Source organism: Rummeliibacillus sp. BSL5, assembly GCF_052928305.1.
This window is the reverse complement of record NZ_JAVGCV010000008.1, coordinates 46,455-61,139: the sequence shown is the minus strand read 5'-3', so window position 1 is coordinate 61,139 and position 14,685 is coordinate 46,455. Positions and strand designations below refer to the sequence as shown.

Annotated in this window: 23 protein-coding genes and 5 tRNA genes; 27 read left to right on the top strand and 1 reads right to left on the bottom strand. The window is 36.1% G+C overall.

Features of this window, described 5'->3' with window-relative positions:
• Position 1: 1 nt before the first annotated feature.
• The 19 genes from RCJ93_RS15520 (at position 2) to RCJ93_RS15430 (ending at position 10,435) form a co-directional block, all read left to right on the top strand.
• Positions 2-583, top strand: coding sequence for a LysM peptidoglycan-binding domain-containing protein (locus RCJ93_RS15520; RefSeq protein ID WP_446739495.1), 582 nt, complete (start codon positions 2-4; stop codon positions 581-583).
• Positions 583-912, top strand: a complete 330-nt coding sequence (locus RCJ93_RS15515) for a phage baseplate plug family protein (RefSeq protein ID WP_446739494.1) — start codon at positions 583-585, stop codon at positions 910-912. The genes RCJ93_RS15520 and RCJ93_RS15515 overlap by 1 nt, the downstream gene beginning before the upstream one ends.
• Complete coding sequence (locus RCJ93_RS15510; protein WP_446739493.1) at positions 905-1,711, top strand: phage protein; 807 nt, start codon at positions 905-907, stop codon at positions 1,709-1,711. Before RCJ93_RS15515 ends, RCJ93_RS15510 begins: the two co-directional genes overlap by 8 nt.
• 8 nt (positions 1,712-1,719) lie before the next feature.
• Entirely contained in the window at positions 1,720-2,100 is a 381-nt protein-coding gene (locus RCJ93_RS15505; RefSeq protein WP_446739492.1) for a Gp138 family membrane-puncturing spike protein, read from the top strand.
• Positions 2,097-2,453: a hypothetical protein gene (locus RCJ93_RS15500; RefSeq protein WP_446739491.1), complete on the top strand. Its 357-nt coding sequence runs from the start codon at positions 2,097-2,099 to the stop codon at positions 2,451-2,453. The genes RCJ93_RS15505 and RCJ93_RS15500 overlap by 4 nt, the downstream gene beginning before the upstream one ends.
• Positions 2,437-3,609 (top strand): baseplate J/gp47 family protein, encoded by a 1,173-nt coding sequence (locus RCJ93_RS15495; RefSeq protein WP_446739490.1) that lies wholly within the window; start codon positions 2,437-2,439, stop codon positions 3,607-3,609. The genes RCJ93_RS15500 and RCJ93_RS15495 overlap by 17 nt, the downstream gene beginning before the upstream one ends.
• Positions 3,609-4,247: a hypothetical protein gene (locus RCJ93_RS15490; protein ID WP_446739489.1), complete on the top strand. Its 639-nt coding sequence runs from the start codon at positions 3,609-3,611 to the stop codon at positions 4,245-4,247. The genes RCJ93_RS15495 and RCJ93_RS15490 overlap by 1 nt, the downstream gene beginning before the upstream one ends.
• Before the next feature lie 12 nt (positions 4,248-4,259).
• On the top strand, positions 4,260-5,420 hold the full coding sequence (locus tag RCJ93_RS15485; RefSeq protein WP_446739488.1) for a hypothetical protein: 1,161 nt from the start codon (positions 4,260-4,262) through the stop codon (positions 5,418-5,420).
• 2 nt (positions 5,421-5,422) lie between these two features.
• Positions 5,423-5,659 (top strand): hypothetical protein, encoded by a 237-nt coding sequence (locus RCJ93_RS15480; RefSeq protein ID WP_446739487.1) that lies wholly within the window; start codon positions 5,423-5,425, stop codon positions 5,657-5,659.
• A gap of 51 nt (positions 5,660-5,710) precedes the next feature.
• Positions 5,711-5,851, top strand: a complete 141-nt coding sequence (locus RCJ93_RS15475) for a hypothetical protein (protein ID WP_446739486.1) — start codon at positions 5,711-5,713, stop codon at positions 5,849-5,851.
• Positions 5,852-5,988: 137 nt separating this feature from the next.
• Positions 5,989-6,270, top strand: coding sequence for a hypothetical protein (locus tag RCJ93_RS15470; protein ID WP_446739485.1), 282 nt, complete (start codon positions 5,989-5,991; stop codon positions 6,268-6,270).
• 111 nt (positions 6,271-6,381) lie between these two features.
• On the top strand, positions 6,382-6,756 hold the full coding sequence (locus tag RCJ93_RS15465) for a hypothetical protein (protein WP_446739484.1): 375 nt from the start codon (positions 6,382-6,384) through the stop codon (positions 6,754-6,756).
• Entirely contained in the window at positions 6,750-7,016 is a 267-nt protein-coding gene (locus tag RCJ93_RS15460) for a holin (RefSeq protein ID WP_446739483.1), read from the top strand. The genes RCJ93_RS15465 and RCJ93_RS15460 overlap by 7 nt, the downstream gene beginning before the upstream one ends.
• 2 nt (positions 7,017-7,018) lie before the next feature.
• Positions 7,019-7,810, top strand: a complete 792-nt coding sequence (locus RCJ93_RS15455; RefSeq protein WP_446739482.1) for an N-acetylmuramoyl-L-alanine amidase — start codon at positions 7,019-7,021, stop codon at positions 7,808-7,810.
• Between the two features lie 146 nt (positions 7,811-7,956).
• Entirely contained in the window at positions 7,957-8,463 is a 507-nt protein-coding gene (locus RCJ93_RS15450) for a Panacea domain-containing protein (protein WP_446739481.1), read from the top strand.
• A 15-nt stretch (positions 8,464-8,478) separates the two neighbouring features.
• Entirely contained in the window at positions 8,479-9,438 is a 960-nt protein-coding gene (locus tag RCJ93_RS15445) for a hypothetical protein (protein WP_446739480.1), read from the top strand.
• A gap of 104 nt (positions 9,439-9,542) precedes the next feature.
• Positions 9,543-9,764 (top strand): transcriptional regulator, encoded by a 222-nt coding sequence (locus RCJ93_RS15440; RefSeq protein ID WP_446739479.1) that lies wholly within the window; start codon positions 9,543-9,545, stop codon positions 9,762-9,764.
• Entirely contained in the window at positions 9,761-10,144 is a 384-nt protein-coding gene (locus RCJ93_RS15435) for a hypothetical protein (protein ID WP_446739478.1), read from the top strand. The genes RCJ93_RS15440 and RCJ93_RS15435 overlap by 4 nt, the downstream gene beginning before the upstream one ends.
• A 15-nt stretch (positions 10,145-10,159) precedes the next feature.
• Positions 10,160-10,435, top strand: coding sequence for a YolD-like family protein (locus tag RCJ93_RS15430; protein ID WP_446739477.1), 276 nt, complete (start codon positions 10,160-10,162; stop codon positions 10,433-10,435).
• Positions 10,436-10,466: 31 nt separating this feature from the next.
• On the opposite strand, the gene RCJ93_RS15425 is transcribed toward RCJ93_RS15430, so the two are convergent.
• Positions 10,467-11,051, bottom strand: coding sequence for a hypothetical protein (locus tag RCJ93_RS15425; protein ID WP_446739476.1), 585 nt, complete (start codon positions 11,049-11,051; stop codon positions 10,467-10,469).
• A gap of 380 nt (positions 11,052-11,431) precedes the next feature.
• On the opposite strand from RCJ93_RS15425, the gene RCJ93_RS15420 reads away from it, so the two are divergent.
• The 8 genes from RCJ93_RS15420 (at position 11,432) to RCJ93_RS15385 (ending at position 14,482) form a co-directional block, all read left to right on the top strand.
• Positions 11,432-11,506: transfer RNA gene (locus RCJ93_RS15420), tRNA-Glu, on the top strand.
• A gap of 20 nt (positions 11,507-11,526) precedes the next feature.
• A tRNA-Val gene (locus RCJ93_RS15415) sits at positions 11,527-11,602 on the top strand.
• Between the two features lie 6 nt (positions 11,603-11,608).
• Positions 11,609-11,692 (top strand) — tRNA-Tyr (locus tag RCJ93_RS15410).
• A 5-nt stretch (positions 11,693-11,697) separates the two neighbouring features.
• A tRNA-Gln gene (locus RCJ93_RS15405) sits at positions 11,698-11,772 on the top strand.
• A 4-nt stretch (positions 11,773-11,776) separates the two neighbouring features.
• Positions 11,777-11,849, top strand: a tRNA-Lys gene (locus RCJ93_RS15400).
• Between the two features lie 176 nt (positions 11,850-12,025).
• Positions 12,026-12,928, top strand: a complete 903-nt coding sequence (gene rocF, locus RCJ93_RS15395; protein WP_446739475.1) for an arginase — start codon at positions 12,026-12,028, stop codon at positions 12,926-12,928.
• Between the two features lie 356 nt (positions 12,929-13,284).
• Positions 13,285-13,848 carry an RNA polymerase sigma factor SigW gene (sigW, locus tag RCJ93_RS15390; RefSeq protein WP_066790721.1) on the top strand — a complete coding sequence of 188 codons (564 nt, stop codon included), beginning with the start codon at positions 13,285-13,287 and terminating at the stop codon, positions 13,846-13,848.
• Between the two features lie 13 nt (positions 13,849-13,861).
• On the top strand, positions 13,862-14,482 hold the full coding sequence (locus RCJ93_RS15385) for a zf-HC2 domain-containing protein (protein ID WP_251648502.1): 621 nt from the start codon (positions 13,862-13,864) through the stop codon (positions 14,480-14,482).
• Positions 14,483-14,685 lie beyond the last annotated feature (203 nt).

Genomic DNA, 14,685 nt, shown 5'->3' with positions numbered 1-14,685 from the left:
TATGGCTAAAGCTAAAAAGTGCAAACTCGGTAAAATGTACTTGTTTATCGAAAAAGAATCTTGGTTGGACGAAGCTAATATCCCTACCTATGCCGTAGAACATGGAATTGATATATCAGATCATATCGAAGATAGACCGAACGAAGTAACCCTTACCGGAATTATTTACTCGGATAACAAGCATACAATTGCTGAAAAAATAAACGGCCTTAAGAAGTACAAGAATACAGGTATACGGCTAACTTATGTAGGTAGACGTACAGGTACAAACTTTTTAATCAGAAAGTTTAGCTATGACAGCGAAGTTTCAATCGCTAATGGTCATAGCTTTTCTTTATCTTTGCAGGAAATACGAATTGCCAAGAAATATAAAAAAACTAAGAAGAAATCAGCTAAGGGTAAATCAAACGGTGGCCGTAAGCAAACCAGTAATAGCAAAAGCAAGAAATATCATATTACCAGAAGCGGAGATACTTATTGGGTGTTAGCAAGAAAATACGGAACAACTTGGCAACAGCTACAAAAGTGGAATAAATATCCGCCAAAGAGAATACCAATAGGCGTTAAATTGAAGGTGAGATAGTGGACAAAGAATATATTGAGATTGAGAAGGATCTTATCCCTTATGAATTCGAAATAGAGCTTGAAGAAGAAATTTTCACCTTTGACGTTCGTTACAATGAAAATTATGATTTCTTTACGATTGATTTATATAAAGACGAAGAACTAATATGCGCAGGGGAAAAGTTAGTCTATGGTGTTCCGTTATGGGAAGACATAACGACGAGTGATTTTCCTGCACCTACCATTGTTCCTCTTGATCCAAGTGGGAAGGAAAAGCGAGTTTCTTGGGATAACTTAAACACAACAGTTTTTCTTATTCTGGATAACCAAGGTGAAGAAGATGAGTGAATACTTTAAAAGGGTCATTAAAGTTAGAACGCACAATACCACCTGGACAAATGACAAGTTGCATATTGAGTTTGAAGTACCTTTTGATGATGACCATGAACCAAATCGAAGCACTATTCGAATTTATAACCTTTCTCATGACTCACGCGCTAAGTTTAAGCGAGGTAATCGCTTAGTGTTGAACGCAGGATATGAAGGTGATGTGGGTGTTATATTGGATGGTGAAATCTCTAGAGTGAGAAGTGAAAAAGTTGGACCGGATAGGGCAATTATCATCAAGGTACTAGATACTCATGGGGTAACAAGTAAAAAAACAATCAAGAAAATATACAAGCAAAAGACGAATACTTCTACAATCATTCGTGATCTAGCACCTGCAATTGGGCTTAAACTAAAAGTGTTAGACCTACCAAAAGATAAAGTTCAAAAGAAGGGTTACAACGTCACTGGCAACGTTCTCGACGCAATCGAGAGGCTAGCTGACGATTGTGGTGCTTCTTTTTATTTTTCAAAAGGTTACCTATATATCCGCGATATCCGAAAAGGTGATAACACAAAATTCACGCTAACATCGTCTACTGGCCTTATTGGTTCGCCTGACATATTCGAGAAAAGTTATCACGGAAAAACAGTAAAAGGATTTAGAGTAGATGCCTTGCTCCAACATAAAGTTTCTACTGCATCAATACTCACACTAAAATGCCAGACTGTAGTCGGTAAATTCCGAGTGATTAGTGGTAAGCATGTGGCAAATAAAAGTGATTTTCAAACGCAATTTGATTGTATTTCTAGTAAGTAGGTGAAGTAATGGCAGCAGATACGAACTTCTTTAAAAACTTTCGAAACCAGATTTTATTCAGCATTAATACAGCTTTTCCTGCAAAGGTATTAGCTTTCGATGAATCGTCTTTAGAAGCGAAAATACAGCCTTTATTTAAAGTGAAAGAAGTTGGAGAAGAACCCGAGACGGTTCCAGTAATCGAGGGAGTACCAGCCTTAAAATATGAATTTAGTGTGGAGGGTGGACCTGTTCAATCATACGATCCTGTTTTAAAAGTAGGAAAGATTGTCCTTTGTGTATGTGCTCAACGTTCTTTAGATGATGCATTTGACGGTAAACCATACTATGCCGGCAAATCACGTATTTTGGACATACAGGATGCTGTAATCGTGGGGGTGCTACGGTGAGAGATATAGCAATCGTAAACGGTGATATCTCTTTTGAAAAAGGGTTTGTCACAGGTTCTGAGGAAGTTTCTCAATCCATTGCAATAGAATTGGGCTCACACCTGGAAGAATTGTTTCTGGATGAAGACTATGGCTTTGATATGTCAGTGCTACAGGATAAACCAGATGACGATGAAATTATCGCAGAAGTAGGTCGAGTCATTGCCAACGAAGAACGTGTTGAACTCGTTGGTGAAGTATTAATCAATCAAGACCGCAAAGCGCGGGTTGTGTATGTGCAATTTAAAGTACAAATAAAAGAAACAAATGAAGAACTAGAATTGGATGTGAGTCTAGGTGGCACTGACGAGTAAGGGTTATAAACGTGAATCATATGAAGATATCCTTGAACGCTTAGATGTAAAAGCAAAAGAGTTAATCGGGCAAGATGCTAATACAGGCGCACGATCAGCGTTAGGAATTTTATTGAGGATAATGGCATTTATATTAGCGCTTGTATGGCAAGACAATGAAAATGTTTATTATTCTGGCTTTCGAAAGACAGCAGAGGGGAGACAACTCGATGCTTTATTGCCCTATGCAGGAATTACGAGGAACCCAGCTACATATGCCGATGGACCAATAGTTTTAAGTGGTACGCCAGGTACAACTATAGAGATGGGTTTCACGGTTGGTAAGGAAGATGAAACACTTTACTATACATTAGAAGAAGCGACATTAGGCACAGATGGTACAGCAACAGTGGACATCATGTGCCAAGTAAGCGGTGCTATCGGTAATGCGGAGGTTGGTCAAATCAATCAAATCATTAATCCGATTGATGGGCTAGAAAGCGTTATGAACTTAATTGCATTTACAAACGGTAAAGAACAAGAAACAGATCAAGAGGTTCGAGAACGCGCTGATACGACAATTGAAGGATTGGGTAGCGGCACCACGGCATCTATTAGAACTGAGCTTCTGAAAGTGCCAGGAGTACGCGCTGCCTATGTTGATGAAAACTATAACGATGAAGCGAATATGTATGGTACACCTTCCAGAGCGATTCAAGCATTTGTGTTAGGTGGAAGTGATGAAGATGTAGCACAAGCTATATTTAAGAAGAAGGCAGGAGGCATTAAGCCATTCGGTCAGACTTTCGTAACACTATTGGATGATGCAGAACAGTCTCATCAAGTCGGACTAACACGCGCTCAAACCGTTCAAATATATGCTAAAGTCTCACTTAAAACAAATAATAGCTTTGAATCAGACGGTCACACGCAAGTGATAAGGGCTATTGTTCAATATGTTGGCGGCACAGATGCAGAAAGCAATACCTATATCGGTTTGAATATGGGCGAAGATGTTATCTTGTCGAAGCTTATAGCAAAGCTTTATGGCGTGAATGGGATTGATGATGTAGATGTGCAATTATCAATTGATGGTTCGCAATTCAATGCGAGTAATGTTGAAATCCAACTGCAGCAAGTCGCTCAAATAACAGCTGCTAACATTGAGGTGATCTAATGTATAGCACAAAAGAAATTATTTCACTGTTCACTGACTACTTTAGGAAAAATGAATACTTGAATCTATATAAGCTCATTTCTTTATTTTCAGGTGAATTAGAAAGAATTAAAGGAACAAATAGTTTGATATTAGAATGGCGAGACATCGACAAAGCCCAAGGTAAGGCGCTCGATTTAATTGGCGAAAACATCAATCAAAGTCGTGGTGTAGCAACTGATGAAGTATATCGAATTCTATTAAAGTCGAAAATTGCCCGAAACTTATCTGATGGCACAATCAATACAATTATCAACGTGATTGCGATTGCTCTTTCAACGGATAAGAAGAACATTAAAATCGTAGAAGGTTGGACAGATGAAGATAATCCTGTACAGGCATCAATCAAATTAATTGAGATGCCCTTAGAAGCGATTAATAGAGCCGGATTAGATCCCGCAAACTTCGTGAAAATCATTCAAAAGACTGTTGCAGCTGGTATAAAAGTTCAAAGCATTGAGTTAAATGGAACATTTGAATTTGGCGATACATCATTAGCCATTGATAACTCGAAAGGCTTTGCAAATATTGAAGGTGATTCAGGCGGTTATTTTGGCGCTACATTCAATCCAGAGAACCAACAGGATCTACCTATATAAGGAGGAGTATAAGTGGCATTTACGAAACAATTACCAGAATGGCATGCGCTTGGTGTTGAGCCGCCTCACAGTTTAAAAGAAGGTGGTTGGAAAGCAGGTGTAAAGCCTCCTGCTGATTATTTCAACTGGCTACAAAACAAAGCTTTTAAAGTGTTAGAAGAATTACAGTTAAAAGCCGGTGAAGTAAAAAGCATTAATGGCCAGTTACCAGATGAAAAAGGAAACATAACGATAAGTGTAGATACATCAAACTTTGCAACAAAAGAAGAACTTAAAGCCAAATATTCTAAACCAACAAATGGTATTCCTAAAACTGACTTAGCTAGTGATGTTCAAACCTCTTTAGGTAAGGCAGATGGATCAGCTAAACAGACAGATCTTGAAGCTGTAGATAAAAAAGTTGTTGAACATCAGGCGGATTTAGTGTCGCACGGAATCTATGGCATAGCTACCGGAACTAACGCGCTTGCGATGACAAATAGTGACGTAACAGCGTATGTAGAAGGAATGCTGGTTGCATTTAAAAATACTACAGCAAGTACACTAGCGACTACTCTTAATATTAATTCTCTGGGTGCTAAACCAATTTTAAAAGCGAATGGAACTGCAGTAACCAACCTAAAAGCTAATGCTATTTATCAAGTGCGATATAGTGGCACGTCTTTCTACTTGTTGGGTGAAGGGGGTGAGTATGGTACAGCTACAGCAAGTGATGTATTAGCTGGAAAAACATTTGGTACAGAAAATGGAATAGTCCAGGGAACTTTAACTTTTTCAAAAATACAAGCTGGCGATACGAATAAGTTAATAAATTTTACCTCACAACGAGTTTTAGGTTGGCCGTATTCAACTTATACAACATACAAAAAACTGCAAATGAAATTTACAGGAAGTATTAGATTAAATATTAATATCACCACTTATAACAGTGTGAATAGCTCATGCGGTTATAAGTTATTAAAAAATGGGGTTTCTATAAAACAGACAGAACAAAAAAATAGCATTTCAGAAAAATTTGATTTTAGTATTTCAAAATTAGATAGTATTGAACTTCAATTATATTCAACTGAAAGAGATAAAATAGTTATTAATACTGAAATATTTTCATGTGACGTTATTTATAATGACGGAATTATTGTTGACCTAAATTCATTAATAAGTGAGGTGGCGTAATAATGTTAACTGTTTCATTTGAATCAGAAGAAGAAAAACAAACGCTGATTGAAAAATTTTCAAACGAATATGAATTAGTTGAAACAAGTTATCTATTCACAGGTAACGAATTAAAATTTAAAGAAAAAGTAAAAGGACTAACAATGGATGAACGTATTGAAGAACAAGAGAAGAAAATTGTTTTACAAGAACAAGCACTAGCTGAATTAACAATGTACATTTCTACATTGGGAATCTAATTCAACAGTGCTTTTTATATACAAAAAATTAAAACGAGAAGGATGATTAATATGACATTCACAAAAGATAGCGCATTGGTAAAAGTATGGGTAGGATTAGTAATGGCAGGTACTTATCAGCTTGAACAAGTACCGCCATTGAGTAATTTAAAAGTGGTTGTTACTGAAGTTGTAAATGGTACAGCAGCTTAATAGACATCAGGAATATGATGTGCAGCAAACGCAGTCAATTGACTAGCGTTATTTTTATTGCTAAAAATAACCATTAATTATATTAAAGGTACTTTCGCCTTTCTGTCGAATTAAGTAGATAGACGGGAGTAGATGATATGTTAAAAGAATTTGATAAAATAAATATTTTTGCCCAAGGTGGAACGCGTATATTTAAGACTCAAGGTACTTTTAACGTTAGAGAAAATTCAATTGAAATTAACTTCAGTGAACGCGATGATGCATACAAATATTTCATAGAAGTGCATTTGAAACACCATGAAATTACAAGTTTATTAATATCAAAAGGCGAAGAAACCAATCTCTCGCAAAATTATAAAACTATATTTATTATGGACGCGGATACAAAAGTTATGTTAATAAAACAGCAAGTCCAATAGGAGTTTGCTTTTTAAGCCTTCCACAATTAATGTGGAGGGTTTTTTCTTATATAAAAAAACAAAAGAGCCCTTATACGACTCTTTTTATTTTGGGGAAGAAGAGGTGTTGTTGTGGACGTAACAACAATTGAGAGAATCGCCGGAAGCCAATTTATTTGGACCATATGTAGTATGTTGCTAGGAGTAACCGCGTTAATGTATTTAAAAAGCGAAAACAAAGAGAGAGAAAAAAAGCTCGAAGAAACACAAAAAGAGCAGAAAAGAGAATCCGAAAGACGATACCTAGAGCTAAAAGAAGAGTCACGCAAACGAGAAGAAAAACTCATGGCCAACTTAAAAAGTCTAACTGAATCCCAGGAGAAAAGCGTAAAAGCTATTGAAGGATTGAGCCAGTCTTATACAGGTCTTAAAAGCGACTATTCGCATTTAGCAAAAAGAGTAGAGCTCATAGAAGAAAAAAATGTATTGGAGGAAATACCATGTTAGTAATATTAGCTTTAGCAAGCGTTATTGCACCAATTGTGATGGCATTAGTCGAGTTAGTTAAAAGATCCATAACAACCAAAAAGAACTACATCCCGCTCATCGCATTTGCGATGGGTATTTTTATTGGAATAGTATCATTTCCTTTTACAGAACTTGAAGTCACGTTACGTCTGTGGGCAGGTGGGATTGCTGGATTAGCAAGTACAGGCTTGTTTGAAATAACGAATTATAGAGATGGACTAACCAAGGGGGGCAAATAAATATGGCAAAACAATTTGTAATTAGTAGCGGACACGGCGATAAAGTAGCGGGAGCAGTTGGCATTCTAAATGAGCATGAAGAGGCTAAAAAGGTTGTTAATCGTGTATTCGACATTTTAACCAAAGAATACAACGGTGTTGGCTTTAAATATTATGAATCAACAGCTACAACACAAAATCAAAACTTAGCTAATATCGTAAATTTCCATAACAATAAAGAGCGTGAACTGGATGTAAGTGTACATTTTAATAGCGCTACTCCTGTAGCAACTGGCACAGAATGTTTATACTATGACCAAAAACCATTGTCGGCTAAAATGAGTGCGGCTATGGCAACAGCTCTTGGCATTGTTGATCGTGGACCAAAAGAGCGCAAAGAACTGTACTTTTTAAAAAATACAAGTAAGCCAGCTATTTTATTAGAAGTTTGCTTTGTAACTTCTGAAAAGGATGCAGCAGCATACCGTAAAAACTTTGAAGCTTTATGCCAAGCTATCGCGAAAGTTATGGTGGGGCATTTAGGATACACGCAAAATAAAGTTGAAGGCGTTTCAAAGCCTGTTAACCAAGGTTATTACAATAAGAAATATGACAGGTTAGTTTCTCTAACAGATGTCGGTGTATATGAAGATAAAGAGTTTAAGAAAGAACTGAAACGCCATAAGAAAGGCACTAAACTAGATATTATCGACATTGCTCATTCAAAAAATGGTACACCAAGATTTATTACTTGCGGTGGCTATGTAACTGCAAATCGTGAATATGTTAAAGCATATACTATAAATAAGAAGTAATTTTTTCATCCCTATCTTCCAATTGGAGGATGGGGCTTTTTTGTTTTTACCTATATATTTTCTAGAGGTTTTTAATTATAATGTGTAGAAGTGGGGTAATAATAGAAAATAAAGCATAAATACATAATAAAAGAGGAGGTATCTTCATGATAAACAATCAAGGTGGTAAATATAATGCATCATATGTAGCCGCATATATTGTTAAGAAATTTAATAAAAACGGAGATAACCTTGATCACCTTAAACTTCAAAAATTACTCTATTTTATTGCATTACGTTGGATTGATGAATTTGAAGAATATCCATATAAGCAACCTATTGAGATGTGGAAACTCGGTCCTGTAATAAGAGATGTTTATAGCGAGTATCGTTCAAATGGTTCTGGTCCAATTAGCAAACCGGCAAGTGCATTTATTTTTGAAGATGGAAAATTCCGTTTGGATGAAGTACCAGCAGCTGACTTTACAAGGGAAGAAGTTAGGTTGGTGGAAAGAGTTGTACAGAAATATGGACATTGGGGATCATTCGAATTAGTCGATGAAACGCATGAACATGAGCCATGGAAAAGAAATGAGAAAAAAATTAATAAAAACGATGGAAGAGTTATCGAATACTCTTCAGATGACTTAGAAGAAATAATTGATCAATTGTGAAGTAGGTAAATGAATATGCTGCAATTAGATGATGAAAGTCAAAGTTTAAAAGAATCCTTTAGAGAAACCTTGAAATTTATGAGAAATTACAAACATCAGGAAACTTTTTCTGTAGATTTATCCGATGTTTTTGAAATTTGGAAAAAAGTATTCTTAAGGAATGTGAGAATATATTCGATTATTAGTCATGAACTTTTTAATAAAGAAATAGATGATTTCCATGACCAAGATTTTGATACATTAGCTAGAAATATTTCTCTACTTGGGCAATTTCCTTTTGAACCTGAAGAGCGTATAGATGAGTGGGAAAATTTCTTGTGGAAAATAGACGATCACATTGAACTTGTTCGAGTTCAAATTAGTAAGATTAACGACAATTCACGTTTAGCAGAAAGTTCATTAGGTATTATTGGTACTCATTTAAATAAAATAAATGACGAAAATAATAAGAAATATAAAAGGTTAGAAGGTAAACAGCGTAAGTTATTAGAGCAATCAAAAAATGCTCAAAAAGACTTTATATCAATTCTTGGAATTTTTGCTTCTATCCTAATTGCTGCATTTGGTGGAATAACTTCATTAAGCAGTCTGTTTAAGAAAATTGATAGTGTATCAACAGGTAAATTGATTCTTATGGGTTCTTTCGAAACTCTTGCTATCATCTTAATTATATTCTTGCTATTGAACGGGATAGCAAAATTAACAGATCTTAATTTAAAAAGTTGTGGTTGCAAGCCTGAAGATGATTGCAAATGTAATGTCGCTCGAAAACATCCTTCTTTATTCATTTTAACAGTCGTTCTTTTGTTAACATCGTTGTTTGGTGCTTCTGAATATGTTATCGATTATCCAAAACTACTTGGCAAGATGGGTGACGGCATAACACTTTTAGTTGTAATTATAATTGCAATTTTTATAGCTGTTTGCAGTTTCATTTATTTTAACGATACAAAAAGGAAACTTAAGAGCTCCTAAATTAGACCAGAATATAACTCTGGTCTTTTTTAATACTTGAAATCAGAACAAATGTTCCTTATAATAAAACAAACAAACGTTCTTATTTTAAAGGAGGAATCACAATGAAAGAACAGTTAATAAAAGCTATGCAGCATAATCAATTGGTTGATTTAATGTACATTTCTCAAACAGGAGAGATAACGAAACGACGAGTAAAGTTAATCAAGATTTTTGGTGACAGATTCCAAGCATTTTGCTTCAGCAAGCATGCAAAACGTACTTTTATTACCGATAATGTTCTTGCAGTGATACCAGTCCTTAGAAAAGAACGAGAAGTCGTATGAGTAGGGAACACAGCGATCTAGTGCATAAACAAATCATTCTGGATTTAACAATACGGACACTAGAGCGTGATCGTAAGTTTTTAGATAGTTTTAAATCGCATGGAGCTTTCGATATATGGTTTGAAAATAAGATACAAGAAATAAAACAAGAAAAACTGAATGTCAAAAGACAACTAGGTGCTTTGGGAATACGAATAGAAAAAGAAGTAAGAGAAGATGATTTCATAACTTTTTACGAAGTGTTATATCGTGGTGCAACAGAGTACCATAGGTATTTTAACGTGGCGTTAAGAAACTGGACTAACGAAGAAATAAAACGCCTACTAAACATGGAGTACAAAACAGTAGCAGAAGTTAATAGGAAGGTTTACCACAAATAAAAAGGAGAGATAACCATGTCTTTAGGATTCCCGAAACCAAAAAGAGTTAAAAAATCCGCTAAACATCCTGACCGTGACGAATTTGATTTAGAAGAATTAGCAATGACATTGAACGAAGCTTTAAATACAAACAAAATGTATAGCTTTGCAGTATTTAATAAAGATGAACCGATTGATGGAAAGGTTACTAAGATGGACCCGAATACAAAGTTAATTACTATTCAAAGGTATGGAGAGATATTTAAGGCTCACTTCCTGGATATTTTAAAAGTAAATAGTTATGAAGGTTAAAAGAGCTACCATTTAAGGTAACTCTTTTTCTTTATTTCAATGGAATTACTACTTTAGTTTCTTTTCCTATCGGCTCTTTATTTTTATCAACCGGTGCTTCAAAGTGAAGAGTGATTTTTTTAATATCCTTGATGGCTTTATCTAAGAAGAATACGACACGTCCATTCTTAGAAACTGCACCTTTAAAATCCTCGCCAACTATTTTAGATACATCGTGAGCGGTTGCATCAACTTGTTGCCCATTATCTGTTACAACAGTAGGGTGATCTGCGCTAAACCAAACTTCATCTTTGGTAGTGTTTTCTGTATTCAAAGATACTACAATTACATGAGCCACCTTTAAGTCATTAAAAATAAACGAATATTCTTCTGAAGGTTTTAAATCGGCAATATTAACTCCGGTAATTTCAAATTTCATGGGTCCAGTTTCTTCTTTATAGCTTAAATCTTCCTTATTATAATACTCCTTCACATCCCCATACTCAGAAAGAATATTATTATTGGTTTTAACTTCTGTTTTTGTTTCCTTTTTTGTTTCATTCTTGTTTTCGGGAGATGCCCCACATGCACCCAGTAACAGTGAAGTACTTAACGCTGCAGTTAAGAGTTTCTTCATATGTATATCTCTCCAATTCTTTTGATTTAAAGTTAAGTATAACATCCCGAGTAATCACCATATTAGATCAATTTTAAACACAAAACTCTCCTTATAAATGTGCCGGTAAAAACCGGCATCTTACCGGCACTTAATTTGTTAGATAATGATTCATGAGAATATTAAATGCTTTTAAAGTGTTGCAAAACAAGGTGTAATGTTATAAGATAATTTTTGTTGATACATACACCTATTCCATGGTAAGGAAGAGGTCACCGGTTCAAGCCCGGTTGGAAGCTTATTTATAAAGGTTAAACTTTTTTGGTTGAAACTATTGCTTTTTATAAATTAGTATGGTAAAATAATTCTTGTCTTGTTAAAGAGATATACATAAAGCGGATGGCCCCTTGGTCAAGCGGTTAAGACACCGCCCTTTCACGGCGGTAACACGGGTTCGAATCCCGTAGGGGTCACCATCATATATAACTAATATTGTGGAGGATTAGCTCAGCTGGGAGAGCATCTGCCTTACAAGCAGAGGGTCGGCGGTTCGATCCCGTCATCCTCCACCATTTGTCGGAGGGGTAGCGAAGTGGCTAAACGCGGCGGACTGTAAATCCGCTCCTTCGGGTTCGGCAGTTCGAATCTGCCCCCCTCCACCATCTATTGGGGTATAGCCAAGCGGTAAGGCAACGGATTTTGATTCCGTCATGCCCTGGTTCGAATCCAGGTACCCCAGCCATTTTGAGTCATTAGCTCAGTTGGTAGAGCATCTGACTTTTAATCAGAGGGTCGTAGGTTCGAATCCTACATGACTCATTTCTTATATAAAACCTTCTTCTATTATTAGAAGAAGGTTTTTTGTTGTTTCTAAATAAGTATAAATTCTAGTATTCCAGTTTTCTTTTTGAATAAACATACAAAAAAATGTGACGTTGAGCCATCCCTATAAAAGCGGTTACAATATTAGCAGAATACAAAGGGGGTATTTAATAATGAATACATCATTAAACATCACAATGATTGGGGTACCAATGGACTTAGGCCAACAACGCAGGGGTGTAGACATGGGGCCAAGCGCTATCCGTTACGCAGGCGTGCATGAACGTTTAGAAACGATCGGTCATACGGTAGAGGATTTAGGAAATATCGTCATTGAAACTGCAAAAGAAGAGCCAAACACAAAACTACGCAATTTATCAGCTGTATTGAAAGCGAATACAGAGCTAGCTAATAAAGTGAATGAAATGGTTAAAGAAGAACACTTCCCATTAGTATTGGGCGGAGATCACAGCATTGCCATTGGTACTTTAGCAGGCCTCTCAGATCACTATAGCAATTTAGGTGTTATTTGGTATGATGCACATGCAGATATGAATACAAGCGATACATCACCATCAGGTAACATTCATGGTATGCCACTTGCTATAAGCATGGGTTTGGGACATGATAGCTTAGTAAACATTAGAAACTATGCACCAAAAGTGAAACCAGAAAACATCATTATCATTGGGGCACGCTCAGTGGATGAAGGCGAAAAAGAACTTATCCGGGAAAAAGGCATTAAAGTGTATTCAATGCATGAAATTGATCGTTTAGGCATGACATATATTATGCAAGATGCAATCAACTACTTAAAGGACAGAAATGTAGATGGTGTTCATTTATCACTAGATCTAGACGGTATTGATCCAATCTATACACCAGGTGTAGGTACTCCAGTTCCAGGCGGTATTACATATCGAGAAAGCCATTTAGCAATGGAAATGCTGCATGAATCAAATCTTATTACTTCAGCAGAGTTTGTTGAAGTAAACCCTATTTTAGATGAAAAGAATCAAACAGCAGAAGTAGCGGTAGCGTTAATGGGTTCTTTATTTGGTGAAAAACTAGTATAAAAATGGGCGACTGCCCATTTTTTTTTATTTTAATTTACAAAATGGAAAACATAAATTAAAAATGTTGGATATTTCCTTCCTGATTCTTGTTATAATAAAGTGATGTAACAATCAAAGAAGTTTTTTTAACATCATTATTATTTTATCTAGGTTTCTATGTGGAATGCTAAGAGACCGTATGAAACTGATTGCTAGTTTCAAGAGTATTTGGACTGTGGGTTTCTTATCTAATCATCACATGTCCTATAAGTTTTATGATGGAAACACGCAAGGAGATAAAAATTAATGATGAAAAATGAAACCAAACAAGACTGCGATACGTATAGTATGTAGCCGCATGGCGGAGGGGAATTCACATGGACTCGATCACGAACAAAAGAATAAAGCAAGTACTGAAAGGTGACCAGCATGCGTATTCCGAAATTGTAAGCCTCTATCAACAGAAGGTCTACCAAATATGTTATCGTATGCTTAATAATCAGCATGAAGCAGAAGATATTGCGCAAGAAGCTTTTATACGGGCCTATACTAATTTACATACGTTTGATCTCAATCGGAAATTCTCAACCTGGCTTTTCCGGATTGCTACAAACTTATGTATAGACCGTATAAGAAAAAAGAAACCTGACTATTATTTAGATGCAGAGGTAGCAGGTACAGACGGGCTTGATATGTATTCTCAGATTTCTTCACCGGATCGATTGCCGGAAGAAGAAGTAGAAGGAATGGAATTGCAAGAGCGCATTCAATACGAAATCAGCTGTTTATCCGAAAAATATCGGACAGTGATTATCTTAAAATATATCGAAGAACTGCCGTTGCAAGAGATTAGTGAAATTTTGAATATACCGCTTGGAACGGTTAAAACACGTATACATCGCGGACGTGAAGCTTTAAGAAAGCAACTAAGCAATTTGTAGGAGGGGTTTCACAATGAATACATGCCCTAAAGAGATTGTGCAATATATGCATGAATATCTAGATGGGGATATTGCCAGTGAGCATGAGCAAGAGCTTCAAAAACATTTGTACAATTGCTCAGATTGCCGAAAGCATATGCAAGAGTTGGAAGATACAATTGCATTTGTGAAAGGCGCCATAGCTATCGCCACTCCTCCCCGTTTTGTAGATCAGGTTATGCAGCGGCTTCCTAGGAGAAAAATGAAATACGGATTTCAACGTTTTATCCGAAGACATCCAATTGCTATTGCTGCCGCTTTATTTTGCATTTTTATGAGCGCATCCTTTCTGTCGGGTTATAAAAATGATCAACAGTTTTCATATACAAAACAGCCAAACTTGCAGGTTGAGGGGCAAACGGTCATTGTGCCTGAAGGTGAAACGATAAAAGGAGATCTTCTTGTCAAAAATGGAGATATTCTTGTGAAGGGTGCAGTTGATGGCGATATAACCGTGATCAACGGAAAGTATATGGCGTCCTCTGCCAACGTGACAGGGCAAATTGAGGAAATCGATGAAATGTTTGAGTGGCTATGGTATAAGATAAAAAACAGTGCTAAAAAAGCATGGTCTATTATAGATAATAATGAATAAACTAATGATTAAGTCTGCTATCACAGTAGGCTTTTCTGCTTTATCCCGTATTATTAAGCTACAAGTGACTTACTTTAAACTTTAATAACCTGAATACTGTTCGTAAAGGCCCAAATGGCAATGGGGCTAAAAGAATGTCATTGCTTGTAAGGTCACTTCATCCGGGCAGAAAATAGAGCAGTTATGCTATACTTGATATAAAC

Bases quoted from the DNA above. Each gene is read 5' to 3' on its own strand.
- RCJ93_RS15520 (WP_446739495.1), top strand. From the start codon at position 2: ATGGCTAAAGCTAAAAAGTGCAAACTCGGTAAAATGTACTTGTTTATC.
- RCJ93_RS15510 (WP_446739493.1), top strand. From the start codon at position 905: ATGAGTGAATACTTTAAAAGGGTCATTAAAGTTAGAACGCACAATACC.
- RCJ93_RS15505 (WP_446739492.1), top strand. From the start codon at position 1,720: ATGGCAGCAGATACGAACTTCTTTAAAAACTTTCGAAACCAGATTTTA.
- RCJ93_RS15490 (WP_446739489.1), top strand. From the start codon at position 3,609: ATGTATAGCACAAAAGAAATTATTTCACTGTTCACTGACTACTTTAGG.
- RCJ93_RS15480 (WP_446739487.1), top strand. From the start codon at position 5,423: ATGTTAACTGTTTCATTTGAATCAGAAGAAGAAAAACAAACGCTGATT.
- RCJ93_RS15475 (WP_446739486.1), top strand. From the start codon at position 5,711: ATGACATTCACAAAAGATAGCGCATTGGTAAAAGTATGGGTAGGATTA.
- RCJ93_RS15470 (WP_446739485.1), top strand. From the start codon at position 5,989: ATGTTAAAAGAATTTGATAAAATAAATATTTTTGCCCAAGGTGGAACG.
- RCJ93_RS15460 (WP_446739483.1), top strand. From the start codon at position 6,750: ATGTTAGTAATATTAGCTTTAGCAAGCGTTATTGCACCAATTGTGATG.
- RCJ93_RS15455 (WP_446739482.1), top strand. From the start codon at position 7,019: ATGGCAAAACAATTTGTAATTAGTAGCGGACACGGCGATAAAGTAGCG.
- RCJ93_RS15450 (WP_446739481.1), top strand. From the start codon at position 7,957: ATGATAAACAATCAAGGTGGTAAATATAATGCATCATATGTAGCCGCA.
- RCJ93_RS15445 (WP_446739480.1), top strand. From the start codon at position 8,479: ATGCTGCAATTAGATGATGAAAGTCAAAGTTTAAAAGAATCCTTTAGA.
- RCJ93_RS15440 (WP_446739479.1), top strand. From the start codon at position 9,543: ATGAAAGAACAGTTAATAAAAGCTATGCAGCATAATCAATTGGTTGAT.
- RCJ93_RS15435 (WP_446739478.1), top strand. From the start codon at position 9,761: ATGAGTAGGGAACACAGCGATCTAGTGCATAAACAAATCATTCTGGAT.
- RCJ93_RS15430 (WP_446739477.1), top strand. From the start codon at position 10,160: ATGTCTTTAGGATTCCCGAAACCAAAAAGAGTTAAAAAATCCGCTAAA.
- RCJ93_RS15425 (WP_446739476.1), bottom strand. From the start codon at position 11,051: ATGAAGAAACTCTTAACTGCAGCGTTAAGTACTTCACTGTTACTGGGT.
- rocF (WP_446739475.1), top strand. From the start codon at position 12,026: ATGAATACATCATTAAACATCACAATGATTGGGGTACCAATGGACTTA.
- sigW (WP_066790721.1), top strand. From the start codon at position 13,285: ATGGACTCGATCACGAACAAAAGAATAAAGCAAGTACTGAAAGGTGAC.
- RCJ93_RS15385 (WP_251648502.1), top strand. From the start codon at position 13,862: ATGAATACATGCCCTAAAGAGATTGTGCAATATATGCATGAATATCTA.